This window comes from Modestobacter altitudinis (genome assembly GCF_005930475.1).
Taxonomy (GTDB): Bacteria; Actinomycetota; Actinomycetes; order Mycobacteriales; family Geodermatophilaceae; genus Modestobacter; species Modestobacter altitudinis.
The window spans coordinates 1-26886 of the sequence record NZ_SJEW01000022.1 but is presented as its reverse complement, the minus strand read 5'-3'; the positions used below and the strand labels follow the sequence as shown (position 1 = coordinate 26886).

16 protein-coding genes and 1 pseudogene are annotated in these 26886 nt (G+C 72.4%); 9 read left to right on the top strand and 8 right to left on the bottom strand.

Annotation, left to right across the window (positions count from 1 at the left end; genetic code table 11):
• Nucleotides 1-71: 71 nt before the first annotated feature.
• From FHL79_RS10470 to FHL79_RS10460, 3 genes are all read right to left on the bottom strand, one after another.
• Nucleotides 72-2303 (bottom strand): MMPL family transporter, encoded by a 2232-nt coding sequence (locus FHL79_RS10470; RefSeq protein ID WP_246080605.1) that lies wholly within the window; start codon nt 2301-2303, stop codon nt 72-74.
• Nucleotides 2304-2379: 76 nt separating this feature from the next.
• Entirely contained in the window at nt 2380-2613 is a 234-nt protein-coding gene (locus tag FHL79_RS10465) for a cation transporter (RefSeq protein WP_138758545.1), read from the bottom strand.
• Between the two features lie 78 nt (nt 2614-2691).
• Nucleotides 2692-4170, bottom strand: coding sequence for an MFS transporter (locus FHL79_RS10460; protein ID WP_138758544.1), 1479 nt, complete (start codon nt 4168-4170; stop codon nt 2692-2694).
• Nucleotides 4171-4301: 131 nt separating this feature from the next.
• On the opposite strand from FHL79_RS10460, the gene FHL79_RS10455 reads away from it, so the two are divergent.
• The 6 genes from FHL79_RS10455 (at nt 4302) to FHL79_RS10430 (ending at nt 16153) form a co-directional block, all read left to right on the top strand.
• Complete coding sequence (locus FHL79_RS10455) at nt 4302-7001, top strand: helix-turn-helix transcriptional regulator (RefSeq protein ID WP_138758543.1); 2700 nt, start codon at nt 4302-4304, stop codon at nt 6999-7001.
• 81 nt (nt 7002-7082) lie between these two features.
• The gene (locus tag FHL79_RS10450; RefSeq protein ID WP_138758542.1) at nt 7083-8180 is read left to right on the top strand and encodes a flavin-containing monooxygenase; all 1098 of its coding nucleotides are present in this window, start codon (nt 7083-7085) and stop codon (nt 8178-8180) included.
• A 220-nt stretch (nt 8181-8400) separates the two neighbouring features.
• Entirely contained in the window at nt 8401-14220 is a 5820-nt protein-coding gene (gene proA, locus FHL79_RS10445) for an anti-phage protein ProA (RefSeq protein ID WP_138758541.1), read from the top strand.
• A 75-nt stretch (nt 14221-14295) separates the two neighbouring features.
• On the top strand, nt 14296-15342 hold the full coding sequence (locus FHL79_RS10440) for a PDDEXK family nuclease (protein ID WP_138758540.1): 1047 nt from the start codon (nt 14296-14298) through the stop codon (nt 15340-15342).
• Between the two features lie 131 nt (nt 15343-15473).
• The gene (locus FHL79_RS10435) at nt 15474-15731 is read left to right on the top strand and encodes a type II toxin-antitoxin system Phd/YefM family antitoxin (RefSeq protein WP_138758539.1); all 258 of its coding nucleotides are present in this window, start codon (nt 15474-15476) and stop codon (nt 15729-15731) included.
• Nucleotides 15728-16153 (top strand): type II toxin-antitoxin system VapC family toxin, encoded by a 426-nt coding sequence (locus FHL79_RS10430; protein WP_138758538.1) that lies wholly within the window; start codon nt 15728-15730, stop codon nt 16151-16153. The genes FHL79_RS10435 and FHL79_RS10430 overlap by 4 nt, the downstream gene beginning before the upstream one ends.
• 339 nt (nt 16154-16492) lie before the next feature.
• On the opposite strand, the gene FHL79_RS10425 is transcribed toward FHL79_RS10430, so the two are convergent.
• From FHL79_RS10425 to FHL79_RS10415, 4 genes are all read right to left on the bottom strand, one after another.
• Nucleotides 16493-17038 (bottom strand): Uma2 family endonuclease, encoded by a 546-nt coding sequence (locus FHL79_RS10425; protein ID WP_138758537.1) that lies wholly within the window; start codon nt 17036-17038, stop codon nt 16493-16495.
• Between the two features lie 201 nt (nt 17039-17239).
• A complete protein-coding gene (locus tag FHL79_RS10420; protein ID WP_138758536.1) occupies nt 17240-17695 on the bottom strand; it encodes a hypothetical protein in 456 nt (151 codons plus the stop codon).
• A 29-nt stretch (nt 17696-17724) separates the two neighbouring features.
• Entirely contained in the window at nt 17725-17877 is a 153-nt protein-coding gene (locus tag FHL79_RS25070; protein WP_171058107.1) for a hypothetical protein, read from the bottom strand.
• A 105-nt stretch (nt 17878-17982) separates the two neighbouring features.
• Complete coding sequence (locus FHL79_RS10415; RefSeq protein WP_246080603.1) at nt 17983-19140, bottom strand: NUDIX hydrolase; 1158 nt, start codon at nt 19138-19140, stop codon at nt 17983-17985.
• A 49-nt stretch (nt 19141-19189) separates the two neighbouring features.
• Here FHL79_RS10415 and FHL79_RS26485 point away from each other — a divergent pair.
• From FHL79_RS26485 to FHL79_RS10400, 3 genes and pseudogenes are all read left to right on the top strand, one after another.
• A pseudogene (locus FHL79_RS26485) lies at nt 19190-20072 on the top strand (ARPP-1 family domain-containing protein).
• Nucleotides 20072-21463, top strand: coding sequence for an ADP-ribosylglycohydrolase family protein (locus tag FHL79_RS10405; RefSeq protein WP_138758533.1), 1392 nt, complete (start codon nt 20072-20074; stop codon nt 21461-21463). Before FHL79_RS26485 ends, FHL79_RS10405 begins: the two are co-directional and overlap by 1 nt.
• A 177-nt stretch (nt 21464-21640) precedes the next feature.
• On the top strand, nt 21641-22546 hold the full coding sequence (locus FHL79_RS10400) for an HNH endonuclease (RefSeq protein WP_138758532.1): 906 nt from the start codon (nt 21641-21643) through the stop codon (nt 22544-22546).
• Nucleotides 22547-23265: 719 nt separating this feature from the next.
• Here FHL79_RS10400 and FHL79_RS10395 read toward each other — a convergent pair.
• Nucleotides 23266-26814, bottom strand: coding sequence for a Zn-binding domain-containing protein (locus tag FHL79_RS10395; protein WP_138758531.1), 3549 nt, complete (start codon nt 26812-26814; stop codon nt 23266-23268).
• Between the last annotated feature and the right edge of the window lie 72 nt (nt 26815-26886).

The window sequence follows — 26886 nt, the reverse complement described above, 5'->3', positions numbered from 1 at the left end:
GGGTCGGGACGTGCAGCGGCGGTGGCCGCTGCGCGCGCAGCGGCCACCGCCGGATGGGCAGGGAGGAGGTGTCAGCCGACGGAGGTGAGCTCCTCGTCGGCGTCGGGAGCCGGTCGCGGTGCCGGGATCGGGCCGGCGGCCGCCGGGGGCTCGTGGCGGACGGCCGGCAGCCAGGTCAGCCAACGCGGCAGGTACCAGTTGCGGTCACCGAGCAGCTGCATCACCGCGGGCAGCAGCAGCGCGCGGACGACGGTGGCGTCGAGCAGCACCGCCACCGCGAGCCCCAGCCCGACCTGCTTCATGTTGGTCGTCGACAGCGTCACGAAGGTGGCGAAGACGAACACCATGATGATCGCGGCGCTGGAGACGACCCCGGCCGAGGCGGTGATGCCCTCGGTGACGGCCCGGCGGGTGGGCAGGCCGCGGTCGTGGCCCTCGCGGATCCGGCTGAGGATGAAGACGTGGTAGTCCATCGACAGCCCGAACAGGATGACGAACAGGAACAGCGGCACCCAGTTCACGATCGCGCCGGTCGACTGCACCCCGATCAGTGAGGCGCCGAACCCGTGCTGGAAGACCAGCACCAGCGTGCCGTAGGCGGCCGCCACCGACAGCAGGTTCAGCAGGATCGCCGTCGTCGCCACCACGATCGAGCGGAACGACACCAGCAGCAGTGCGAAGGCGAGCACCAGCACGAACGCGAACACCCACGGGGTCCGCTCGGCGAGCTGGTCGCGGAAGGCGACCGAGCCGGCGGTGCTGCCGGTGACCACGGCGGTGACGCCGTCGGTCGAGCCGACGGTGTCGTCGACGATGCCCTCGAGGGCGTGCAGCGCGTCGACCGACGCCCGGTCCTCCCCGTCGCCGGCCAACGGCACCGAGACGATCGCCACCTCGCCGTCCGGGCTGGTCTGCACGTCGACCGGCTCGTTCATCCGGCCGGACCCGAGGGCACGGGTGCGCAGCTCGCCGATCGCCGCCTGGATCCCCGGGGCGGTGACGTCGTCGGCCTCGATCACCACGCGGGCCGGGGACGAGCCACCGGGGAACGCCTCCGCGATGCGGTGGTACGTCTGGATGACCGGCAGGTCCTGGGGCAGGTCGGTGATGCCCTCGTCGCGCAGCTGCAGCCCGGAGGCGGGGACGGCCAGCGCCACCAGCGCCCCGCCCGCGACCACCGCCGCGACCAGCGGCCTGCGCAGCACCGCGCCGAGGACCGCCGTCCAGAACCGGCCGGGGCCGGCTGTGGTCCGGCGGTGCAGCAGCGGGATGCGGCCCTTCTCGACACGGTCGCCGAGCCAGCTCATCAGCGCCGGCAGCACGGTCAGCGAGCCGAGCACCGAGCACGCGACGACCAGGATGGTGGCCACGCCGATGCCGGTGAAGACCGGCATGCCGGTGAGGAACACCCCGGCCATGGCGACCACGACGGTCAGGCCGGAGATCAGCACCGAGCGGCCGGAGGTGGCCGCTGCGATGTCGAGGGCATCGGCGGCGCCGGCGCCGCGGGCCCGCTCCTCGCGCTCCCGTTTGAGGTAGAAGAGCGAGTAGTCCACCCCGACGGCCAGGCCGATGAGCAGCATGACCGTCTGGGCGGTGCCGTCGACGTGCCAGATCTGGCTGACGTAGGTGAGCAGCCCCAGCGCCCCGACGAACGCGGTCAGCGCGAACACCAGCGGCAGCAGGGCGGCGACGAGCGCGCCGAAGGTCAGCAGCAGGACGGCGAGGGTGATCGGGATCGCCAGGTACTCGGCCCGCTGGAAGTCCTCGGACAGCGCGCGGTCGAGGGCGACGGTCGCGCTGGTGTCGCCGAACTCGTCGACCCGGACGTCCGGGTGGCGTGCGGCCACGGCAGCGACAGCATCGGCGATGGGGCCGATCGTCGCCTCGGCGTCGGCGGGGTCACCGGCGATGTCGAAGGTCACCAGCGCCGAGCGGCCGTCGGCCGAGGTCAGTGGTGCGCCGTCCAGCGGGCTGGTCACCTGCCCGACGTCCGGCGTGCGGCGCAGCGTGCCGGCCAGGTCGCTGATCGCAGCCGTGACGGCGTCGGCTGAGGTGCTGCCATCGCGCTGGACCAGGACCATCTCCTCCGCCGGCCGCTGCCAGCCGTGGGCGTCGAGGATCTCCTGCGCCTGCCGGACCGGTCCGACGTCCTGCTCCGCGGCGGTCAGCTCGCCGCGTGGCAGGAGGCTGCCGAGCGCGATCGCCAAGACGACGAAGGCGAGCCAGCCGAAGACGGCGGTCCTGCGGTGTCGAGCGCTCCACCGGCCCATGCGGCCGGCGAGGTTGGCGGATGCGTCCACGATCGTGCTCCTGTCTGTGTGGGGATCGCCGGGGCAGTGGAGAGCCCGCCGGCGCCGGGCCGAGGAGAGAACCCGATCAGGGGACGAGGGCGTAGCCGGCCTCGTCGACGGCGGCGGCGATGTACGCGCGGTCGACCGGGCAGGTGGCGGTGACGGTGACCGTGCCGGTGGCCAGGTCGACGGCGACCGCCGCGACGCCGGCCACGGCGCCGATCTCCTCGGTCACCGCACGCCGGCAGTGCTCGCAGGTCATGCCGGCGACGGTGAAGGTGGTCGAGCCGATGAAGGTGCGCGGCGTGCTGGCGAGCATGGGAACTCCTCGGTCGTTGTGGGGACGAGCGTCGGTGTGGGGGCAGGGGCGTCTCACCGGGAGAACCGCCGGGTTCGTTCAGTGGCCGTGGGGGCCGTGGCCGTGGACGCCGTGCCCGTGGCCGGCCGCCGTCCCGGGAGCGGGCTTCCCGCCGGGCACCGCGGCGAGGGTCAGCAGGAACAGCGCGGCCGCGACGCCGGCGGTGACGGCGAAGGCGCGGCCGTAGCCGTCGACGAGCCCGGCCGAGGTGGTCAAGGTCCCGGCGACGGCGGTGAGCCCGGCGACGCCCAGGGCGGCGCCGATCTCGTGGCCGGTCATCATCAGCCCGGACGCCAGCCCGGAGCTCTCGGCGGGGACGTCGCCCATCGCGGCCACCGCGACGGCCACGAACACCGGCCCGACCCCGGCACCGACCAGCAGGAAGCCGGGCAGCACGTCGGCGGCGTAGGAGGTGCCGCCGGCGGAGGCGGCCAGCAGCAGCACACCCCCGGCCAGGACGACCAGGCCGCCCAGGATGAGCGGGCGAGCACCGAGGTGCCCGATCGCCGTCGACGCGGCGGCGGCCGCGAGCGTCAGCGCGCCGGCCAGCGGCAGGAACGCCAGGCCCGCGACCACCGGCGAGGCGCCGAGGACGGTCTGCAGGTACAGCGAGCTGAGGAAGACCGCACCGACGACGACGCCGGTGATGCCGGCCATCACCGCGGAGGCCGAGACCAGCGACCGGATCCGCCAGGTCGCCGGCGGGACCAGCGGGTCGGCGGCGCGGCGCTCCAGCCGGGCGAACACCGTCAGCAGCACGGCAGCGGCGGCCAGCGGGATCCAGGTGCGGGGCGCGGTCCAGCCGGCCGAGCGGGTGGCCTCGATGCCCAGCACGAGCGCCAGCAGCCCGGCCACCAGGGTCAGCGCGCCAGGGACGTCGAGCCGGCGCAGCGCACCGGCCTGCGCGGTGCCGCGGTCGACGGTCCGGAAGCTGCCCACCATGACGGCGATCCCGATGGGCAGGTTGATGAAGAACACCGAGCGCCAGCCGAGCGCGCTGGTCAGCGCGCCGCCGAAGAGCACGCCGGCGGCGATGCCGAGGCTGCCGACGGTCCCCCAGACGGCGAGCGCGGTCTGCCGCTGCCGACCGGCGTAGACCGTCATGATGATCGACAGCGCCGCGGGGGTGAGCAGCGCGGCGCCGGCGCCCTGCGCGGCCCGCGCGGCGATCAGCATCTCCGGGCCCTGGGCGAGCGCGCTGGCCAGCGAGGCGGCGGTGAACAGGCCGACACCGGCGAGGAAGGCGCCGCGGCGGTTCAGCAGGTCGGCGATGCGTCCGCCGAGCAGCAGCAGCCCGCCGGAGAGCAGCACGTAGGCGGAGATCGTCCACTGGTAGTCCGCGGCCGACAGGTCCAGGCCGCGGCCGATCGACGGCAGCGCCACGTTCACCACGGAGACGTCCAGGACGACCATCACCTGGGCGGCGATCATCAGGGCGAAGACCGTCCAGGGCCGGCGCGGCTCGTCCGGAGCCGGATCGTGCAGGTGCGGGTGGGCAGCGGAGGCGTGGGCTGACATGGCTCCTCCTCGAGAGCAGCGGGCGGTGCGGTCGACTGCCACGCTCGCCGCCGTCCCGCTCGCTCACACCGGTGCTTTCGCCAGGGCCTGGCCCGGCCGACCCGGCCGCCGCGCCCGGTACCGTTCCGGCCGTGCTGCGGGACCGGGAGCGCGCGACGATCACCGCCCTGCTGGACGCCGCACGCTCGGGCAGGGGCGGGGCGCTGGTCGTCCGCGGGGTGGCCGGGGCCGGCAAGTCGACGCTGCTCAGCGACGCCGTCGCGGCCGCCTCCGGCATGCGGGTGCTGCGCACCTCGGGGGTGGAGTCCGAGTCACCGCTGGCCTTCGCCGCGCTGCAGCGGCTGCTGTGGCCGCTGCGCTCCCGCCTCGACGGGCTGCCCGCGCCGCAGCGGGCGGCGCTGAGCGCCGCGCTCGGCGAGGCCACCGGTGAGGGCGAGCGGTTCCTGGCCTTCCTGGGCACGCTGAGCCTGCTCGCCGACGCCGCCGACGAGGCGCCGCTGCTGGTCGTCGTCGACGACGCGCACTGGCTCGACGACGCCTCGTCCGCGGCGCTGCTGTTCGTCGCCCGCCGGCTGCAGGACGAGCGGGTGGCGCTGCTGTTCGCCGCCCGCGACGGCGACGCACGCCGCTTCGACGCAGCCGACCTGCCGGCCGTCGTCCTCGGCGGCGTCACCGGTGCGGACGCCGACACGCTGCTGGCCGCCCGCGCCGGCGGCGGGATCGACCCGGGGGTGCGCGACCAGCTCGTGGCCGGCACCGGCGGCAACCCGCTGGCGCTGGTCGAGCTGGCCCGGGTGCTCACCGGGGAGCAGCTGGCCGGGCGGGCGCCGCTGCCGGCCCCCCTCCCGCTGACCGGCGGGGTGGAGCGCGGGTTCCTCGACCGGCACCGGCGCCTGGACGAGCCCGCGCAGCGGTTCCTGCTCGTCGCCGCCACCGACGACACCGCGCGGCTGACCGTCGTCCGGGACGCCGCCGAACGCCTCGGCGCCGGCGACGACGCCCTCGACGTCGCCGAGCGGTCCGGGCTGCTGCGCGTCGACGGCGACGTGGTGTCGCTGTACCACCCGCTCGTGCGCTCGGCGGTCTACCGCGCGGCGACCAGCGCGCAGCGCCGCACCGCGCACCGGGCGCTGGCCGAGGTGCTCGCCGGCGACCCCGACCGGCGCGCCTGGCACCTGGCCGCGGCTGCCGACCGGCCCGACGACGACGTCGTCGCCGCGCTCGACGCCGTGGCCGAGCGGGCCGCCGCCCGCGGTGGGCACGAGGCGGCGGCCGCTGCCTGGTCCCGCGCCGCGGAGCTGACGACCGGCGGCGAGGCCCGCGGCCGGCGGCTGCACCGGGCCGCGTCCTCGGCCTGGCTGGGCGCGCACCCGTCGCAGGCGGCGGCGCTGGCCACCACCGCTGGGGCCACGGTGACCGACCCGCTGGTGCGGGCGCAGCTGCTGACGCTGCAGGGCCAGATCGCCTGGAACACCCGCACCCTCGACGAGGGGTACGACTTCGTCCTGCAGGCCGTCCAGGTCGCCGCCGAGGTGGACGAGGCCATGGCGCAGCAGCTGGCGATGCTCGCCGCGTCGCTGGTCGCCTTCGGTGCCCGCTCCCCCCGCGCCGTCGACCCGTCGGTGCTGGTCGCTCCCCCGGCACCGGACGCGCCGCCGCGGGTGCGGGCCGCCGCCGCCCTGCGGCGTGGGTTCATCGCCGCCGCCTCCCGCGACTGGGCGGCGATGGCGGAGTGCTTCCGCGCCGGCTTCGCCCTCACCGACGCCGACCCGCTCGACGACCACGTGCTGCAGCCCAACCTGGCCATCGCCGCGGTGTTCCTCGGCGACGACGAGCGAGCGCTGCGGCTGCACGAGCACCAGCTCACCGCGGCCCGCGCCGCCGGTGCGCTGAACATGGTCGAGCACGCGCTCACCCGCGGAGCGCAGGTGCAGCTCGCCGTCGGGGCCTGGTCGAAGGCCGCGGCGGCGGCCGAGGAGGCGCTGCCGCTGACCGCCGCCACCGGCCACCCCGGGCTGAGCGCGCTGCCCCACGCCCTGCTCGCCGTGCTGGCCGCGCTGCGCGGGGAGGACGCCGACGGTCACCTCGCCGAGGTGACGGCGATCCGGGAGGCGCACCCGCTCGGGGTCAGCGACGGCCTCGTCATCGACCTCGCCCACTGGGCCCGGGCGCTGGGCGCCGCCGCGCAGCCGGCGACCGCGCTGCACCACCTGGCGCAGATCAGCGAGCCCGGGCTGCGCCGGGCCGCGGCGGTCGACCGCATCGAGACCGCCGTCCGCGCAGGACGTGCCGACCTCGCCCGCACCTGGGTGGACGAGCTGGCCGAACACGCCGCGGGAACGGGCACGCCGGCGGCGACCGCGGTCGTCGAGCACGGGCGTGCCCTGCTCGCCGACGGCGCCGAGGTGCACTTCCAGCGGGCGCTCGCCGCGCACGCGGACTCGCTGCGGCTGCCCGACCGGGCCCGCACCGAGCTGGCGTACGGGGAGCACCTGCGGCGCGCCCGCCGCCGCGTCGACGCCCGCGCCCACCTGCGGGCGGCGCTGGCGCTGTTCGAGGAGCTGGGCGCCGCCTCGTGGGCGGAGCGCGCGGCGCAGGAACTGCGCGCGTCCGGGGAGACCGCGCGCCGCCGCGACGTGAGCACGGCGACCGACCTGACCGCGCAGGAACGCCAGGTCGCCGCGCTGGTCCGGCAGGGGCTGTCCAACCGGGACGTCGCCGCGCGGCTGTTCGTGTCCCCGCGGACGGTCGACTTCCACCTCCGCAACGTGTTCAGCAAGCTCGGCGTCACCTCCCGCGCCGAGCTCACCGCGCTGGCGCTGGAGGTGTAGGGAACCCGGCGGTTCTCCCGGCGTGAGGCCGGCGGTCCGTTCCTAGCGTCGGGGCGGTCCAGACGCGATGGAGGAGCTCCGATGACCAGCACCCTGCCCACCGACGTGCTCGACGTGGCCGTGATCGGCGCCGGCCAGGCCGGCCTCGCGCTCGGCCACCACCTCGCCCGCCGCGACGCGGACTTCCTGCTGCTGGACGCCGCACCAGAGATCGGGCACTCGTGGCGCACCCGCTGGGACTCGCTGCGGCTGTTCAGCCCGGCGCAGTACGACGGGCTGCCCGGGCTGCCGTTCCCCGCGCCGGCCGACAGCCACCCGACCAAGGACGACGTCGCCGACTACCTGGCCGGCTACGCCCGGCACTTCGCCCCGCCGGCGCGGCTGGACTCCCCCGTCCGGCGGCTGCACCGGGCCGACGACGGCACGTTCGTCGTGGAGACGCCGACCGGCACGCTGCGGGCGCGGCAGGTCGTCGTCGCCACCGGGCCGTTCCAGGTCCCGTGGATCCCCGCGCTCGCCGCCGGGGTCGCGCCCGACGTCGTCCAGCTGCACAGCGCGGAGTACCGGAACCCCGGCCAGCTGCCCGCCGGTGCCCGGGTGCTGGTGGTGGGTGCGGCCAACTCGGGTCTGCAGATCGCGGCCGAGCTGGCTTCCAGCTGCTCGGTGACGGTCGCGGTCGGCTCGACGCAGCTGGAGCTTCCTCAGCGGATCGCCGGCCGCGACCTGTTCTCCTGGCTGAGCCGTGCTGGGTTCTTCACCGTGCCGGCCGGGAGCCGCATCGGGCGCCGGCTGCGCGCACGCGGCGACCTGGTGATCGGCACCCGCACTGCCCGGCTGCGTCGATGCGGGATCGGCTTCCGACCGCGGCTGACCGGCTTCACCGGCCGCACCGCGCGGTTCGCCGACGGCACGTCCGCTGAGGTCGATGCGGTCGTGTGGGCGACCGGTTACCGGTCCGACCACTCCTGGCTGCACGTTCCCGGGGTCGTCGTCGACGGGCAGGTCCGGCATGACGGCGGCGTGACCGACGTGCCCGGGCTGTACTTCCTCGGCCTGCCGTGGCAGACCTGCCGCGGCTCGGCGCTGCTCGGTTTCGTCGGCGCCGATGCGGCCGTGCTCTCCGCCCGGATGGCCGCCGACGCCGCGACAGCCCAGCCGGCGCCCGCGGTGGCCCGGTGACGAGGCCCGCTACTCGCAGGTCACCCCGTCGCCGTCACGGTCGAGCGCGGCGGCCACCGTGATCCGGTCGGCGGCGGCGGCGAGCCACCGAGTGGCATCGTGCCACGGCTGAGGACCCGGTCCAGCCGATCCGGGCCGAGAGCGTCCGATCCAGCCCCAGCAGTCCCACCCGCCACCAGGCGTCCCCGGTCCACTCCTGCTCGCCAGGTAGACAGACGCCATGGGGAACGCTGCTGACCTCGACCTGCCCGACGCCGCAGTGGCCGGAGCCCGGGTCACCGTCGACGTCACGTCCGTTCCGGTCCTCAGCTACGCGCTGGCCCACAACGGCGTCCCGATCGTGTCGCAGCTGACCCTCACCGGCAGCGGCGCCCCGGTGCGCAACGTCAGCGTGCACGTCGGGGTCCGGGACGCCGAGGGCCCGATCGGCGCGGCCGTGGAGCTCCTCGCCGACGTCGACCCCGGACGCACGACCGTGCTCACCGACGTGGGGCTGCGGCTGGACCCGGCCGCCATGCTGCAGGTCGAGGAACGACGTCCGGGCTGGCTGTCGGTCTCGGTCGAGCAGGACGGCCAGGTGCTCGGCTCGGCCCGCGTGCCGGTCGTGGTCCTCGCGGCCGCCCAGTGGTTGGCCACACCCCTGTCGCTGGCGATGGAGATGCTCGCCGCGCACGTCCTGCCGAACCACCCGTCGGTCACCGCGCTGGTCGGGGAGGCGGCCGAGCTGCTGCGGGTCCGGACCGGCAGCCCCTCGGTCCAGGGCTACCAGTCCGGCGCCGAGCGGGTCGACGCGATCACCGCGGCGATCTGCGGCGCAATGCAACAGCGGGACATCCGGTACAGCGAGCCGCCGGCCAGTTGGGCCGACGTCGGCCAGAAGGTGCGCACGCCCGGGGAGGTGCTCGACGAGCGGGTCGGCACCTGCCTGGACCTCGTCGTCGTCCTGGCCGCCGCACTCGAGCAGGCCGGCATCCGACCGCTGCTCTGGCTGGTCGAAGGACACGCGTTCCTCGGCTACTGGCGCGAGGAGCTGTCCTCGCAGAGCGCCGCGACCACCGACGTCGCCAGCCTGGTCAACCTCGTCGACCTGGGGCTCGTCCGGCTCGTCGAGACCACGATGCTGACCACGCGCGCCGAGCCGGCCGACTTCGACGAGCTGCACCGTCCGCCGTACGCGACCTGGTTGACCGGCGAGCTGGACCGGGTCATCGGCGTCGTCGACGTCTACCGCGCCCGCCGCGACGGGGTCCTCCCGCTCCCGGCCCGCACCCGCGACGCCGACGGGACCGTCCAGGTCGTCGAGTACCGACCTGCGGCGCACAGCACGCCGGCACGGACGCCGGACGGCGGGACGGCGCCTGCTCCCGGCACCACGCGTGAGGTCGCCCCTCCACGGATCGCGCAGTGGAAGAACGCCCTGCTCGACCTGAGTCTGCGCAACCGGCTGATCAACTACACGCCCCGGGCCGGGATCGCGCTGACCGTTCCCGACGCCCACCTGGGGAGCCTGGAGGACCTGGTCAACGGCGGTGCGCCGGTGACGCTGCTGCCCAGCGACCAGCTGGCCGCCGTCCAGCGCGAGCGCGGGTTGCGCTCGGCCCGGGAGCTCCCGCAGGACCAGCTCGCCGAACTGCTGCTGGAACGCCGTGGCGTGTACGTCGACGTCCACGAGGGCTCCTACCTCACCCGGATGCGGGCGCTGGCCTACAAGGCGAAGACGGTGGTCGAGGAGACCGGCGCCAACAACCTGTACCTCGCGCTGGGCAGCCTGGCCTGGGAGCTCGACGGCCGGCCGTTGCGCTCACCGTTGGTCCTCGTCCCCGTCGTGCTCAAGCCGGTGTCCCGTACCGGTGCCTACCGGCTGACCATGGACGAGGCCGGCACCAGCACGCCGAACTACTGCCTCCTCGAGAAGCTGCGCCAGCTGCACGGCCTGACCGTGCCCGGCCTGCAGGAGCCGACCGAGGACGGCGCCGGGATCGACCTGGACGCCGCCCTCCAGGCGATGCGCGTGGCCCTGGCCGAGCAGGGGCTGCCGTACCGGGTGGAGCCGACGGCCGACCTGGCGATCCTCGCGTTCGCGAAGTTCCGGCTGTGGAAGGACCTCGACGAGCACTGGGCGGCGCTCACCGAGAACCCGCTCGTCGCGCACCTGGTGCACTCCCCCACGGACCCGTTCGACGACCCGGTCGACGACGCTGCCGCCGTCGACCTCGACGACCTCGCGGCCTCGGTGCCGGTGTCGGCCGATGCCTCGCAGCTGACCGCGGTCGCCGAGGCCGCCGCCGGGCGGACCTTCGTGCTCGAGGGCCCACCCGGCACCGGCAAGTCGCAGACCATCACCAACCTGCTGGCCCGCGCGGTCGCCGACGGCAAGCGGGTGCTGTTCGTCGCCGAGAAGCGGGCCGCGCTGGACGTCGTCGCGCGCCGGTTGGACGCGGTGGGCATGGGTCCGTTCGCCCTCGACCTGCACGACAAGGGCAGCAGGCCGGCCGTCGTCCGCGCGCAGGTGCGGGCGGCACTGGAGCACGCCGTCGACGTCGACGAGCAGGGCTTCACCGCCGACGCCGAGGACCTGCGGTCGGCCCGCCGCACCCTCGCCCGCTACGCCGCACGACTGCACGAGCCGAACACCGCCGGGCTGTCGTTGTACAGCGCGCACACCGGTGCGCTGAGCATCGGTGACTCGGTGCCGGCGCTACCGGTGTCACCGGTCGCCATCGGGGGGTTGACGGCGGAGTCCACCGCGGCGGTACGCCGGGCGCTGGCGGCGCTGCCGGATGTCGCGGACCTGGCCCGCCCACGTCCCGGGCACCCGTGGGCGTTCGTGGACAGCGCCGAGGTCGACGTGCCGAACGCCGCGGCCGCGTGTGCCGCCGTCGATGCCGCGTTCACGGAGCTGCTGGGGTCCGCGCGGCTGGGGCCGGTGCTGGCCGAGGTCCGCACGCCCGTAGACCTGGACGGGTTGGCCCGGGTGCTGGACGGCCCGCCGGTGGACCTGTCGGTGCTGGACGAGACGCGCAGTGCGCGCTGGCGCAGCGAGACCGCCGGCCTGTCCGCTGACGTCGCCGCCTTCCGTGCTGCGGCACATCCGGGCCTGGACGTCGCCACGCCGGCCGCGCTGGACCTGCCGCTGGCGGAGATCGCCGCGGCCGGGCAGGCGGCCGCGGACTCGGGGTTCTTCGGCCGGAAGAAGCGACTGATCGCGGTGCGGGAGTCGTTGGCCGCGGTACTGACCGGGGAGGTCCACCCCAAGGCGGTGCCGACCCTGGCGTCGGCGCTGCTGACCGCGCAGACCTCGGCCCGGGCGCTGGCCGCCCGCGCGGCGGCGATCCCCGGACTGCGGGTGCCCGCGTCGTGGAACCCGCTGACCGACCCGGGGCTCGTCGACCGGGAGGTCGACTGGCTCCGGCTGGCCGGTGCGGTGGTCGACGGTGCTACGGGGTTCCCGGCCGCGGTCCGGGCGCTGCTGGTGCAGGGGCCGGCCAGCAACCCGGCCGCCGCCGCAGCGGTCCGGCGGGCGCGCGACGCGGTGACCCAGTTGCTGGTGGCCTGCCGTGCCGACGGCGACCAGCTCGCCGCGTGGGCCGGTCCCGAGGGGTTGCTCAACCGGTGGCAGGCGACCCGCGTCGAGCGGGCCGCTGTGACGCCCGGACTCCCCTCGCTGCGGCGGTGGCTCGACTTGGTCGTGGCACTGGAGCCGCTGCGGTCGGCGGGGTTGGCTGAGGCCCGGTCCGCCCTGCTCACCGGCGCGGTACCCGCCGACGACGCCGTCCGGTCGTTCGAGCGGGGGCTGGCCGGGGCGTCGATGGCCGAGCGGGAGGAGGCGACCGGACTGGCCGGCTTCGACGCGCCCGTGCACGAGCGGTCGATCACCCGGTTCACGGCTGCCTCGCGAGCGGTGCGGGCACACCTCACGTCGGCACTGCCCGCTGCCGTCGTGACGTCGCGGTCGTTCGACGTGTCGGCGCGTGGCGGCCGGGTCGGCGCACTGCAGCGGGAGCTGAACCGGCAGCGCGGTGGGCTCGGCGTGCGTGCGCTGCTCGCCGAGTACGGCGACCTGGTCACCGCCGTGATGCCGTGCGTGCTGGTGAGCCCGGACTCGGTGGCGCGGTTCTTCCCGGCCCGCGCGGGGCTGTTCGACCTGGTGGTGTTCGACGAGGCGTCCCAGATCCGCGTGGCCGACGCGGTCGGAGCGCTCGGCCGGGCGCGGGCCGCCGTGGTGGTCGGGGACAGCAAGCAGATGCCGCCGACGTCCTTCGCCGAGCCGACGGCGGATGACGACTCGCTGCCCGAGGACCTGGCCACCGCCGTGGAGGACGAGGAGTCGATCCTGTCCGAGTGCGTGCAGGCCCGGGTGCCGCGGCAGTGGCTCTCGTGGCACTACCGCAGCCAGGACGAGTCGCTGATCGCGTTCAGCAACGGTCAGTACTACGAGAACCGGCTCTCGTCCTTCCCAGCGCCGGTGCACGGGCCGGCATCCTCGGCACCCGACGGGCACGGGGTGTCGCTGGTCCGGGTCGACGGCACGTTCCACCGGTCGGGAGTCGGCAAGCTGCTCCGCACCAACCCGGTGGAGGCCGAGGCGATCGTGGCGGAGATCCGCCGCCGGTTCGACGGATCACCGGACGCCGTCCCCTCGCTGGGCGTGGTGACCTTCAACGCCCAGCAGCGGGCGCTCATCGAGGGGCTGCTGCGTGACGCCGGCGACGAGCGGCTGGTCGAGGCGCTGGACCGGACCGACGGTGAGGGACTGTTCGTCAAGAACCTCGAGAACGTGCAGGGCGACGAGCGGGACGTCGTCCTGTTCTCCACCGCGTTCAGCGCGAACGAGCGGGGACAGCTGCCGCTGAACTTCGGACCGCTGAACAAGTCCGGCGGCGAGCGGCGGCTGAACGTGGCGATCACCCGCGCCCGACGCCAGGTGGTCGTCTTCTCCTCCTTCGCCCCCGGCGACCTGCGGGCCGAGCAGACCTCGTCGGTGGGCATCAAGCACCTGCGGGCCTACCTCGACCTGGCCGCGTTCGGCACCGATGCGTTGCCGCGGGACGCGCGGTTGGCCTCGGTGCCCGACCGGCACCGCGAGGACGTCGCTGCGGCACTGCGGGACCGGGGGCTGGTGGTGCGCACCGACGTCGGCCTGTCGGACTTCAAGGTGGACCTCTCCGTTGCCCTGTCTGAGGTGCCCGATGTACCGGTGCTCGCCGTGCTGCTCGACGGACCGGCGTGGGCGCGGCGGCGGACCGTCGGCGACCGCGACGGCCTGCCCGTCGAGGTGCTCGGCGGGATGCTGCGCTGGCCGGCCGTCGAGCGGGTGTGGCTGCCGTCGTGGCTGGCCGACCGCGACGAGGTGCTCGACCGGTTGGTCGCCGCGGCGCAGACGCCGGCCTCGGCCGTCGCCGAACCGGCCACCGTCGACCTGCCGGCCGCAGCTGCACCGGCTCCCGAGCCTGCGGTGACGGTGCCGGCCGTTCTGCCGACTCCGATTCCTCAGTTGGACGGCGAGGAGCCCTTCGTGCCGTGGGCACCGGCGCCGGCGGGTGAGCGCACCCTGCTCGACCAGCTGGCCGACCAGCGCGTGGCCGAGCGCGTCCGGCAGGTGCTGCAGGCGGGTGTCGAGGCCGAGGGACCGGTGCACGTCGACCGGCTGGCCCGGCTAACGGCGGGCGCGTTCGGGCTGACCCGGGTCGCCCGGGCCCGCCTGGACGGGTTGGCGGCGCTGGTGCCTGCGTCGGCCCGGGTGGGCGACGTCGTCTGGCCGTCCGGGGTCGACCGGACGACGTGGGCCGGCTTCCGCTCGGATCCGGCTGCGACCCGCCCCATGGAGCAGGTGGCACCGGAGGAGATCGGCAACGCGATGGTCGCGCTCTGCCGGGCTAGTGCCGGGATGACGAAGGACGAGTTGTTCGCCCAGACCCTGGAGGTGTTCGGCTACCGCCGCCGCACCGCTGCGCAGGTCGCCGTCCTGGAGGCGGCGCTGGTCGCGACGACGTACACCGGCCGGTTGACCGCTGCGCCGTCCGGACTGCTCACCGCCTGACGACCGGGTCGGCACGCCGGCGACGCGTGCGCCGGGCAACCGGGTGGCCGGTCACCAGCCCTCCACACTGGCGGCATGGCGTTGTTCGAGTTCTCCGACCGGTCGCTGTCGAGCGTTCCGGTGACCACCCTCGCGGCAGAGCACGTGCTGGAGCGCGCGGATCTGCAGCGTGCCCTCCGGGAACGGATCGACGTGCTCGGCGACGACCTGTTGGTCGTCTCGGAGGAGTTCGGCGACTTCGACGTCAACCGCCGCATCGATCTCCTGTGCGTCGACCGGACAGGACAGCTCGTCGTGGTGGAGCTCAAGCGGACGACGGACGGTGGACATCTGGAGCTCCAGGCCCTGCGATACGCAGCCATGGTCTCGGTGATGACGTTCGACCAGCTGGTCACCACCTTCGATCGGTATCTCGGCGTGGTGGACCCGCCGCGGGCCGGACAGGCTCGTGAGCTGCTGGCGGACTTCCTGGAGGACGCCGATGGCGAGGAGACCGTCCTCCAGCGCCGGGTGCGGATCGTGCTCGTGTCGGGAGGCTTCGACACCCAGATCACCACCACTGTGCTCTGGCTCAACGACCTGTACGGGCTGGACATCACCTGCGTTCGGCTGGTCGCCTACAAGCTCGACGACAGGCTCCTGCTCGACGTGCAGCAGGTGATCCCGCTGCCGGAGGCGGCAGAGCTCACCGTCCGGCTCCGACACCGCGAAGAGGCCGCCCGCGCCGCGAACTCGACGGACGGTCGTGACCTGACGCGCTACGTCGTGGCTGTGCCTGCTGGGGCGACTGAACCGCTACCGAAGCGCCGCGCGCTGTTGACGGTCGTGCACGCCCTCGTGGCCAATGGGGTGGCCGCCGAGGACGTCGCCTCGACCATCCGTCGGGCGAAGTTCCTGCCGGTCGACGGCACGCTGTCCGGCAGCGAACTGGATGACGCCTTCACAGCGGCCTACCCGCGGTCGGAGCACAACCTCCGCCGATGGTTCATGGACGACCCGGTGCACTCCGGCGGCCGCACGTGGGTGCTGTCGAAGATGTGGGGAGTGGGGACGTACCCGTTGATGAACGAACTGATCGCCCTCAGCGAAAGTTCGGACATCCTCGTCACGCCCGCTCCGTGAGCCTTTCGCTCAGCAGGTGGTCGAGTGCTCCCACGACGTCCGGTGCTCAGCACTCGCATCGGTGCGTTCTGGCAGCGACACAGTCACCTGTGGCTACACTGGCCGCGTATTTGTAGCCACAAGGGGGCGCTGTGACGAGCATCGGCATCCGCGAGCTGCGCGACGGCTTGAGCAAGCACATCGCCGACGTGCGTCAGGGCGCCACGATCACGGTGACGGATCACGGCACGCCGGTGGCTCGGATCGTCCCCGTCCAGGCGCCAACCGCGTTGGAGCAGCTGATCGCCGAGGGCATCGTGCAGCCCCCGACGCATCGCAAGCGCCCAGCACCGGACCCGGTCGTCGCTGACGTGTCGCTCTCTGAGACCGTGCTCGCCGACCGCCGGTGATCCTCTATCTAGACACGTCGGCGCTCGTTCCCCTGCTGGTCACCGAGGCGTCCTCGCTCCGCTGCCGTCGCCTGTGGGACGGCGCGGACCTGGTGCTCTGCTCGGCGCTCGGGCACGTCGAGGCGTGCGCGGCACTGGCCCGGACAGAGCGATCCGGTCGCCTCTCGCAGTCGGCGCTGGAAGCCGCGACGCACGTGCTGGCCGATCTCTGGAGTGACATCGCTGTCGTGCAGGCGGACGAGCTGCGGCTACGAGCCGCCGCAGCAGTGGCCCTCCGCCACGGCCTCCGCGGGTACGACGCCGTCCACTGCGCCGCTGCTCTGTCCGTCGCCGACGAGGAACTGGTCGCGGCCAGCGGGGACCAGGAACTGCTCTCCGCATGGCGAGCGGACGGACTGGCCGTCGTGGACACGAACGCCTGAGTCCGCCCGTTCGACCAACCGCCACGCCTGCACCGGGTGCCGGCGACGACGGACACGGCCCGGTCGATGTCGTGGTTGGCGAGATGAACGGGCACAAGGCGCAGGCGCGATCCTCACCGGTGAGCGGCGGCAGATCAGCGCGAGGGCCGGGCGGCACGCCGTCATCATCGGCCAGGCTCGCTTCCCGGGAGGCGATGGGCCTGCGGTCGTTGAGCCCGGCATCTGGCGTCGAGCACGCAGGCTTCGGGATGAGTCCGGGTCAGGGCCGAGGTCGGTCACCGCGGCGGAAAGGTCTCATGCTGGCCGCGTCGACGACCGGTTGCGCCAACGCGGTGGTGCTCAGGCCAGGCGGCGAGGATCCACGACGAGGGAAGCGACGCCGAAGTCCAGGGATCGGGCGCCGGTGTCGGCGTTGAGGAGCTGTGCCACGCGGTAGCTCCCCGGCTCGTCCGAACTGGACTCCAGTGTCTCGACCGTGCCGGCGTCCACGTCGACGACCCAGTAGTGGGGAATGCCGGCGAGGGCGTACTTCCGTCGCTTCAGCACCAGATCGTCCCGCCGGTTGCCCGACAGCACCTCGATGAGCAGTGCGGGGGTGCCGGTGAAGCGGGCCGACTCGGTGGTCGCCTCGTGCACCATCACATCGGGGATGAACTCGTCGGTACCGGTCGTCCAGGACCAGGCCATCGCGACGTCGTGCGTGGCCGGCAGCACCTGCTCCAGTCCGGCGACCAGTCGCGTGCAGGCCTTCTGATGGCGCCTCGACGGGCTGGGGCTCACCGCCAGTCGCCCGTCGATGTACTCAACGGCCGGGTCCTCCCCCAGGGCGCGGTACTGCTCCATCGTCACAGGCCGTCCGTCGACGACCGCATCGCTGACGCTCACGTCGGCCTCCTCGCTGGTGGGAGAAGTGTCCGCTCCCGAAGATAACGGTGGAGTGGCACAGGTCGATGCCTGTCCACAGGCCACCCCCGGGCGATGGCCGCCGCTACGGACTCGACAGCCGGCCACGTTCAGCCGTCGCCTGTGGGACGGCGGGAACCTGAGCGCTGACGTTCTCCCATCGGGCACCTCCGGGAGAGCGCCTCAGTTGACGGCGCCGCCGTACTCGGACGCACAGGCCATGCAGTTGAGCCGGTCCTGCATGTCCTCGGGCCTGTTCACCGTGCGGCACGTTCGGCACCAGCGGAACGTCCTGCGGGTCTTGCGGGCGAGTTCCTCGACGGCCTCCCCCAGGAGCTCTGGCTGGTAGAGGACGTCCTCGTGGGCGTACTCACGCTCCTCCGTGGTGTGCATCGACACCGTGCCCGGACCGCCCCAACGCAGCCCGACCCTCGCCAGGGTCAACGTGGACCCGCCGACTCCGAGCAGCACCTGCATCGGCTCCCCGGTGACGAACCAGCCGCCGGAGTACGAGCTCAGGAGCGGGTCCTCGGTCAGCCGCCAGCCACCGCCCAGCGCGCGGAGCACGTCGTCGTCCGACAAGTCGAGCACCTCGGCGATGCGGCGCACCGAGGCTCGCCCCGACAGTTCCTGCTCCATGTCCCCCGCTGTGATCCGCCGGAGGGCGGTCAGTAGCGGTTGGTGCCGCCCGGGCGCTTGCCACCGCTGCGCTTGGCCTGGAAGTCCGCGAAGGCCTTCTTGAGCTTCGCCTGGTTCTGCGGCTTGCGGGCCTCCTGGATGACCTTCGTCGCGATGGTCGAGACCAGGAGCTTGCGGATCATGCCTGCCATGGTGTTCTCCCTGTGTCGAGGCGGCCGGTCCTGGCCGCGTCTTCCGAGGAGTGTGCCCCGGAGAGTCGTGACCCACGCCCGGTGGGCTGCCACGGCTCAGTGCGCGCCGGCGGTGCGCTCGAGTGCCTGCTCCAGCGCAGTGCGGGCGGCCTGGCGTCGCGCCGGCTCGTGCAACGCGGACGCGGGCACGTGGACGTGGTGCGTCGCCGCGGATGTGCGTTCCAGCCGGAAGTCCGGGTGATCGGTGGCGACCGCCACCGCGTCGTCCGGGTCGAGGCCGACCGAGAGGGTCAGCGGCTTGGCGTAGGCAGCGACCCGATCCGACCCCACCGGGCGCACAGCCACGTAGTGCGGCATCACCGTCAGCGTCAGCGGCACGTGCCCGCCGACGTCGTCCACCAGGCCCTGGATCTGCGGATCGACCTTGTGACCGGCCAGCTCGCCGAAGGCCCGCGCCGGGCCGGCGTCGTCCCCGGGTCGGTCGGCCCGGTTGCGGTCCTTGCGCACCGGGCGGACGCCGACAACCTCGGTCAGATCGCGGCTGTCGGCGGCGCGGCGGTAGAGCTCGGCGGGCTTCCCCATCGCGCCCGACCCCGGCTCCTTGCGGGCGAACTCGCCGGTGGGGCGGATGAGCCCCTTGCCGACCATGTACCGCCGGAAGGTGTCGATGGACGGGCGTGTCTCGCCGGGCCCAGGACGGGGCGCCACGGCGTCGTGCAGCGCCTGCAGGCCTTTCAAGGTGAACGCCTCCCCGAGCAGCCCCACGGGGTCGGGCTGCAGCGCGTAGTCCGAGCGCACCCGGTCGACGGCCAGGCGCACGATCTGGTCGTGGCCGAACGGCAGCCCCGCCACCTCCTCGACCGACACGACCCGCAGGTCGCCCCGGCTCGACAGCACCGCGTCGACGTCGTCGGCGAGGAGCAGGACGACGTGCGCGACCGACAGGACCCACCCCCGGTCGTCCCGCCCGGGGTCGTCGAAGACGTGCAGCTGCTGCGGACGGGTCCCGCGCAGACCGACCTTCTCCGCGAGCGAGCGGAGGACGGCGTCCGCCAGCGTCTCGCCCTCGTGCAGGAACGTCCCCGGGAGCGCCCACTGCCCGCCGTGCGCCCCGCCGGCCTCGCGCCGGTGCTGGAGGACGCCGAGCGCGGCGTCCCGCACGTCGACCACGAGGACGGCGGTGTCCACCGCCACCGACGGGCGGGGGTAGTCGGCCAGGGTGCGGTTCGACCTGTCCCGGTGCGGCGTTGTCACCTGGTTGACAATGCGGCATGTCTGCGTCATTGTCTAGTTGACCGCAGAAGTGCTGCGAAGTAGGAGTGACGACGTGACGCTCTCCACACCCCGGCTGCACGTCGGCCAGGGCACCACCCGCGGTCCGCTGACCGTCTTCCCGGTCTGGACCGACGCACCGTCGCTGGGCTCCGCGCACCTGACCGGGACCGACGCCCCGGTCGACGTCGCCGAGCGGTCCGGCTCCCCCGCCGTCGACCAGCTCGTCGTGACCAACCGCGGCGACCGGCCGGTGCTGCTGCTGGCCGGCGAGCTGCTGGAGGGCGGCATGCAGCACCGCGCACTGACCGCGACAACGATGCTCGCGCCGAACACCCCGACGGTGCTGCCGGTCGTCTGCGTCGAGCACGGCCGCTGGCACGGCGGCGAGGCGCACCGCCGACGCAGCCGCCGGGCGCCACTGTCGCTCCTCCCCCACCTCGAGCGCGCCGACGGCCAGCACGAGGTCTGGCGGCGGGTCAGCCGCTTCGGTGCGGTGGCGGGCGCGTCGGCCACCGAGTCGCTCCTCGACCGGCTCGACGCGACCGGCGCCCGGTCGCTGACGTCCGGGCTGCGGCCGCTGTCCGGCCAGCGGGGGCTGCTCGTCGGCATCGCCGGTCGCCCCGTGGCTGGAGGTGTTCGGCTCGGGTCGCGCACTCGCCGCGCACTGGGCCGGGCTGCTGGACGCCGCGACCCTCGACGCGCTCGGCCGGCCCGCGGTGCGCGCCCCGGCCGCCCTGGCCCGGGCCTTCGCCGAGCGGGTCGAGTCGACGCCGCTCACCTCCACCAGGAGCGCCGGCCTCGGCGCCCGGGAGCAGGGCGGCGGCCGCATGCGGGTGGACGCCGTGCGTTGGCACGACCGCACCGCGCACCTGTCCGCGTACGACCTCACCCACTCCCTGCAGGAGGCCTGATGACCCAGCCCATGCCCCGCAGCCACCGCGTCGCCGGTGCGCTGATCGGCTCCCCCGTCGGCGACGCGCTCGGCGCGCCGTTCGAGTTCGGCCCGGCCGGGCGGTTCTCCGCCCGCTTCCCCACGGACGCCCGCGGCGTGGCCACGGAGATGTGCGGCGGTGGCTCGCTGGACTGGGAGCCGGGCGAGTTCACCGACGACACCCAGATGGCGCTGCTCGTGGCGGCGTCGCTGGTCGAGCGCGGCGGGCTGGACGAGGCCGACCTGTTCGACCGCTTCCGCACCTGGCTGCGCGGCGGACCGCCGGACGTCGGCAACCAGACCCGCGCCGTCCTCGGCTCGGGCCGGCCGTGGGACGTCGCCGCGGCCGAGCACTTCGCCCGATCCGGCCACGCGGCCGGCAACGGATCGCTGATGCGGACGACGCCCGCGGCGATCTGGTTCGCCCGGTCCGGCACGGCGGCGACGATGGACGCCGCCCGGCGGATCTCCGCGCTCACCCACGGCGACCCGTCGGCCGGTGAGGGGTGCGCGGTCTTCCACGAGCTGGTGCGGGTGGCGCTCGACGGCGGCGACCCGCTGGCCGCGATCCCCGCGACGCTGGACCTGGTGGCGCCCGAGCACCGCGACCGCTGGGCGACCGTACTCGACCCGGGCTGGACGCCGGAGCAGGCGACCGAGAGCAACGGCGCGGTGTGGCCGACGCTCGGTCAGGCGGTGTGGGCGCTGCGGAACTCCGACGACTTCGCCGGGGTGCTGCGCCGGGTCATCGACCTCGGCGGGGACACCGACACGGTGGCCGCGGTCGCCGGCGGACTGGCCGGGGCGGTGTTCGGCATCGCTGGCATCCCGATGCGGTGGACCTCCGTCGTCCACGGCCGGGTGCCCGGCTACGCGGCCAAGCGCTGGGACCTGGCCGACCTGCACGCCCTCGCCGCCACGCTGGACGGTCACCCGACCGACCGGCACGTAGCCGCGTGCAGCCCGCGGATCGAGCCGCGGGAGGTGGTCGACGGCGTGTGGGCGGCTGACCTGGACGGCGCCCGGGCCAGCTCCCGAGACTTCGCCGTCGTCTCGCTGTGCCGCACCGGCGAGCCGTTCGGGCACGAGGTTCAGCGGTACGCATACCTGACCGACGACGACGCGAACAGCGAGGTGGACGCCGTGCTGGCCGACGTCCTGGACGACATGGCGGCGCTGCGGGCCGAGGGCCTGCCGGTGCTCGTGCACTGCCACGGCGGGGCATCCCGCACGGGGCTGGTACTGCGGGCGTGGCTCCGCCGCACGGAGGGTCTATCTACCGAAGAGGCGACGGCCGCCGTGGCCGAGCGGTGGCCGCACCTCGGTCTGTGGAACGACACCTTCACCGCCGCGCTCAAGCGGGTCTTTTGAGAGGCCGGAGCCATCCCAAACCAAATCCACCGAACGGCTCCTCGGAGATGGCGATCGCTGTGCGGGGGACGAGCGCACAGCCGGCGCCATGGCGTGTCCGTCTGGCAGGAAGACGGACGTGGGTGAGATCGTGCAGGCAGCTGGTTGCGTAGCGACCGCGAACGACGGAGGTCCGGAGTGGCGTTGGACGACCAGCAAGTCCGCACCGCGATGTTCGCGCATCTTGAGCGTTTGACTGCGCTGCACCCCGAGGGCGTTACTTCGGCTGATCTGAACACCTTCACGGTAGCGGGCCGAGCGTTGAAGCTCGTCGTTCAGCCGGGCATCTGGAAGCCGGCGGAACTCAACGCCGCACTGACCATCCGAACGACCTACACGGCGCCCAACCAGCTACCGCCATACCAGGACGACATCGCAATGGGCGGGCTGATCAAGTACGCGTATCGCGGCACCGACCCAAACCACTCGGACAACCGTGCGCTCCGGACCGCGATGCAGGAACAGCGGCCGCTGGCGTACTTCATCGGCGTGGCCAAAAGCGTCTACCAGGCGCACTTTCCAGTGTTCATCGTGGGCGAGCGGCCGGAGCAACAAGCCTTCCTAGTCGCAGTCGATGAGGCGCAACGACTGGTGGACCCGGAGCTGCTGGAGAAGCTAACACCGGACAGCCGCTCATACTTGGAGCGCCTGACCAAGATCCGCCTGCACCAGCCGGTGTTCCGCGCTCGAGTACTACAAGCGTATGAGACTCAGTGCGCGATCTGCCGCCTGAAGCACGCCGACCTGCTGGACGCGGCTCACATCGTCCGGGACGCCGACGAAGGAGGACTGCCAGTCGTCCCCAACGGTTTGGCGCTCTGCAAGATCCACCATGCTGCCTACGACCGGAACATCATCGGCGTTCGCCCAGACCTCGTCATCGACGTGCGGCGAGACATCCTTGCTGAGATAGATGGACCCATGCTCAAGCATGGCATTCAAGAGATGGCCGGCGTGCGGATCACCGTGCCACGGCAGCGCGCCGCACAACCGAACCGCGAGAACCTGGATCAGCGCTATCGACAGTTTCTCGGAATCGGCTGACCGCAGGTCATCCCGGCAGGCCACCTGAGACGGTGTAGACGCTGTTGCCTCTTCCTTTACGCACGCTTCCTTGATGCTTCATCACACACGCCGGGCAGCGCCGGCGTCGCGCGTCCTCCCTGCCGGGTAAGAACAACTTTCCGCAGGACGAGCAGCCCTTATAGCCGTGTCTGACTGAGCAGGCATGACAGAAGGGTGACCGCTTTACCGGGGCTAGCTCGCCGCAGTCTGCACACAACGGTTTGCTTACGCAGTTAGGGCATCGCCGGGCCGTTAGCGAGCTTTGCGTGACCAGTCGAGAGCAACGGGCGCATGCCGCGTACCCCGCGGATAGGACACAAGTCCGGCAGAGCGGCATGTCGCCGCGGGCGCGGCGCACGACACACTGGGAGCACATCCGCTTCTGCTTGGCAGCTGTGCCGCCAAGCCGACTCCCAGGAGTCCCCGCCGCGCCCGCTGCTGGGTATCGGTCACCGGCCGCTTTTGACGCCGCGATGCGCTTGAGCCGCGCCTCCTCCACTTCGGCCGCTCGCGCCATGCCGGAGCGACCTTGGGAGCCCAGCGCCTTTCCGGAACTCATTGGATCAACACCGGCCAATGCCGGACGTAGGCGGAGAACAAGAGCTGTTCACTTCTCGAAAACTTTCGCCAGGCGCGGGATGCGGGAACTGCGCCTGTGGGACCCCTGATTCTTAGCCAAGCCGCTGGCCGACTCCGTGTCACGCCGCCCCTTCCTTGGCTTCAAGCGCGCTCAAGATCGCCAGCGACGCGGCCCTCGGGTCACCGTCAACGGTGACCACTGCCCAACCGTGCTCGTGTACGGACGACCCGCCGTCGCCGAGGTGGGCACCGACGCAGAAGGCTGGCCAGGCGAGCTCAAGCGGCGTGCCGTCAGAGGTCTCGAAGCCCTGCTCAGGGAGAGGTACACCCAGGGCATGAAGAGCGGTCAATAGGTCGACCTCCGCCCGGGACAGAGCGCCGTCTAGCAGTCCTTGCCAGTCCGTGGGCATCGCTCCGTCGGCACCGCCGCCCCCCACTGGCTGACCAACGCCAAGCACCGCCAACATGCGCTGCGCTCCACTGCGACTCAGCTCTTCGTGATGCCGGGCATTGCGATACGAGCGCAGGCAGCCGTAGCAAGCTGTCTCTGCGCCACACTCACACGACGCCACGCGGCTTAGAGCGCCCGCCAACACCTGTTCCAAGGAGTCGGCGAGTAGCCGCGCTCCGCCGGCACCCCCTGGCACTGTGTCGAACAGGACGACGGCTCGTTGCCCAGTCGGGGTTCGGTAGAGGGCACCATCGAGGTCGTCCTCGCTGATCTCGAGCCGCTCTGTCGCCCCTTGGACGGTGGCGTACAGCAGCGAGAGCCACTCGCTGTCGTCTCCGATTGCGTTCCAGGCGTCACATGTCAGCTCGACGATGTCTGTCTCGTAGGCGTGGCCGAGCGAACGACGGGACCAGGTGCCACCGCAGTCCTTGCCATCTGTGGGGCGCTTGTGCTTCGCCCAGCGTTGCCCGGGCTGCAGGACAGTCGTCCATCCGCACCAGTCGCAGATGTGGAACTGCGGTCCACCGGCATCAGAGATCACAGTGATGCGTCCACGCGCGCCAGCACGCGCGACGCATCGAGCCCCCGACGGCGTGGCCCAGTCCCGCTCGAAGACCTCAGCTCCGAGTGACTGGATGTGCGTTGCGCCGCCCCATCGTCGTTCCGGCGCTCCGGTCCCCACATCGGTGGGGTCTGGATCGCAGTTGAAGCCGAACTCTGGAACGACGTACTGACGAGCACCGTGCCGATACTGCGTCGAGCAGGCCGGGCAGCCAGCCTCAGCGGCGGCGGGACCCTCGACGTACGAGCCGCAAGCGGCACAGACCTGGTAGTCGACGGCGACCAAGTCTTTCCCCGGAACTCGATGTACTCCGACCGAGGTCCACCGTTTTCCACCGGCGATGACTTGGTTACCGGGCGCGTAGTCGTAGATGGCTTGGGATAGGTCACGGCTGAGTTCGAGCTGCCGACCGACGGGCTCGCTGGAGTGCAAGGTTCGCAATTCAACGGTGTCCACGGGGAACCCGTACTTGGGCAGGACGTTCCTACTGCCGAGGTAACCAAGCAGATTCCTGCCCGTAATCGTCTCAATGGTCTTGCTCATCGCGTTGGCCAGCCCGAAGCGCTTGGCGGACACGAACTCGTTCTGCCGCGCTTCGAACTGCGCGACTTCCGCTATCACCTGGTCTCGAACGGAGTCAAGCAAGTCACACAGCTCACGGACCCACGACCCGTCTGCCACGCCGATCTGTTCACTGACGGCCGGTGGGAGCACCGCCTGCAGCGATGCAAGGACAGCCGGCGGCACGGGGTTGAGGAAGTCGCGCACTCCGTCACTCGGCGGGCCGCCGGTGGGGCTGATGAAGAACTGGCCTACCTTGGACCACCGGGATCCGTCTGCTTCGAACCGGGCTCGGAAATAGGCTGCTAAGGCGATCGAATGAGCGTGGCGTCGATCGATCCGCTCGTTGTCGAGCGGGATGATCGGCACGCGCATGTGACCGGCGATCATTCGCTCGGGGCTCTGGTATCGCGAGAGGTCATGAGAGCGCCGCTGAGCGTAGGTGAGCACCAATGCGGCTGACGCGGCCCGTCGACCGGCCCGCCCCGCTCGCTGGACGTAGTTCGCGGTGGACGGCGGCATGTTCCGCAGGACCACCGACTGGAGGTCGCCGACGTCGACACCCAGCTCAAAGGTGGTCGAGCAGGACAGCACGTTCGTCTTACCCTCAACGAACTCGTTCTGGATCTCGGTCGCTCGCGTCGGAGACCACTGCGCTGTGTGCTCTTGAGCCTTCATCGGGATCGGCCGAAGAGTTCGGTAGAGACGTCGGTAGTGCTGGTCGTCCAGTTCCAGAGCTGGGAGCGACTCGGCCACCATCTCTCCGTCGCAGCGCAGAGTCGGACACACCCCCCGTATGGACCTGGCCGATGTCATCCGGCACTTCGAACAGCGGAACCACTGCCCGTCTACGCCTGGAAGGAAGCGAAGTCGCTGCACGTCATCCTGGAAGAGGGCGCCCAGCGTGCTGTCCGTGACGCTCACCGTCCACTCCAGCTGCTGCTGGACGAACTTCCAGCAACCATCCAGTACGTCACGCTGAGCTGGCCCGCCACCTACCGTCGCCAGAACGCGCGCCATGTAGTCGATGCGCCTGTTGGTCCCCCGAGTAGGGCTCCAGCTAAGAACCTTCTTCCGAACCTCTGAGCCGTTCTGTCGCATGAAGATGGGCCCAAGCCGCGGGAGGAAGGACTCGTCTTTGTGATCGACCCCCTCAGGCATGCTGACCGCGCCCTGCTGGCGCATCATGCCGACGAGCTCTTCGAGGAGATTCCAGGCTTCTACCTCGGTGAAGCCCATCGCCAGCAACGGCGCAGGCGCAGCCACCGCCCCACGCTGGTGTTGGACGACCAAGAGCCCGAGGCCCTCCAGAGACTGTCGCCGATCCATCGCCACGAGTTCCAGGGCCAGCCAACGGGCGACTTCCCGCCGCTTCGTGTCCCGAGTTTCGGTTGTCCTGAAAAACTCTGCCTGATCGGCCGCAGTCAACGTGTAGTGCACGAGGTCGGCGGCACCGATGTCGCCAGTCTGTTCGGATGCGCGCATCAACCCATCCACCAGCAGCGATCGCTGCTGCAACTGTCCGTACGTATTGGCCAGGTAAGGCGCGGCGAAGGCCGCCGCCTGCCGGCTGTCGCTGAACAGCAACAGCTTTCGCCCCTGCCCCGGGAAATCTGCCGCTTCCGACGGCCCTGGCGGCAGCTGCTGGTAGAGCGCGGTCGTCAGGACTGAAGGGGGAGCATCGGAGCCGGTCTGCAAGCGACGCACGACATCTCTCGCCCGCGCACCGCACCTTGTGCACGAGCTCATCACCCGGTGCGAGCGCTCGAACTTGCGGACCGCCCGAAGGGTGGACGACGAGCAACCGGCCGAGCCGCAATACGGCCTTGCGTTGCCATGCAAAGCCCCGCAGTCGACGCACAGAAAGGCATCTTGATCGGGCATGGCTGCCTGACCTGTCGTGTCGAGGACGTCTTCGTCCTCGTCCACATAGGTGTCCTCGTCCCCCAGCATCAGCCAGGTGTGACGTCCGTCGGCCCGCGACGACGGAACGAAGTAGGTGTCCCTGCCACGTGCCTCGACGGAGCCTGCGAGATACACTGTCCCGCCCCGGGTCTGATGGAGGCTCTCAATCCACGTGAGGATGAGAGTCATGGCGGCACCGAGGAAGTACCCCGACGAGTTGCGGGAGCGGGCGACCCGGCTGGCGGTGGACGCCCGGCGTGA

Coding starts and splice junctions, on each gene's coding strand:
- FHL79_RS10465 (WP_138758545.1), bottom strand. CDS start 2,613: ATGCTCGCCAGCACGCCGCGCACCTTCATCGGCTCGACCACCTTCACC.
- FHL79_RS10460 (WP_138758544.1), bottom strand. CDS start 4,170: ATGTCAGCCCACGCCTCCGCTGCCCACCCGCACCTGCACGATCCGGCT.
- FHL79_RS10450 (WP_138758542.1), top strand. CDS start 7,083: ATGACCAGCACCCTGCCCACCGACGTGCTCGACGTGGCCGTGATCGGC.
- proA (WP_138758541.1), top strand. CDS start 8,401: ATGGGGAACGCTGCTGACCTCGACCTGCCCGACGCCGCAGTGGCCGGA.
- FHL79_RS10440 (WP_138758540.1), top strand. CDS start 14,296: ATGGCGTTGTTCGAGTTCTCCGACCGGTCGCTGTCGAGCGTTCCGGTG.
- FHL79_RS10420 (WP_138758536.1), bottom strand. CDS start 17,695: ATGGAGCAGGAACTGTCGGGGCGAGCCTCGGTGCGCCGCATCGCCGAG.
- FHL79_RS25070 (WP_171058107.1), bottom strand. CDS start 17,877: ATGATCCGCAAGCTCCTGGTCTCGACCATCGCGACGAAGGTCATCCAG.
- FHL79_RS10405 (WP_138758533.1), top strand. CDS start 20,072: ATGACCCAGCCCATGCCCCGCAGCCACCGCGTCGCCGGTGCGCTGATC.
- FHL79_RS10395 (WP_138758531.1), bottom strand. CDS start 26,814: ATGACTCTCATCCTCACGTGGATTGAGAGCCTCCATCAGACCCGGGGC.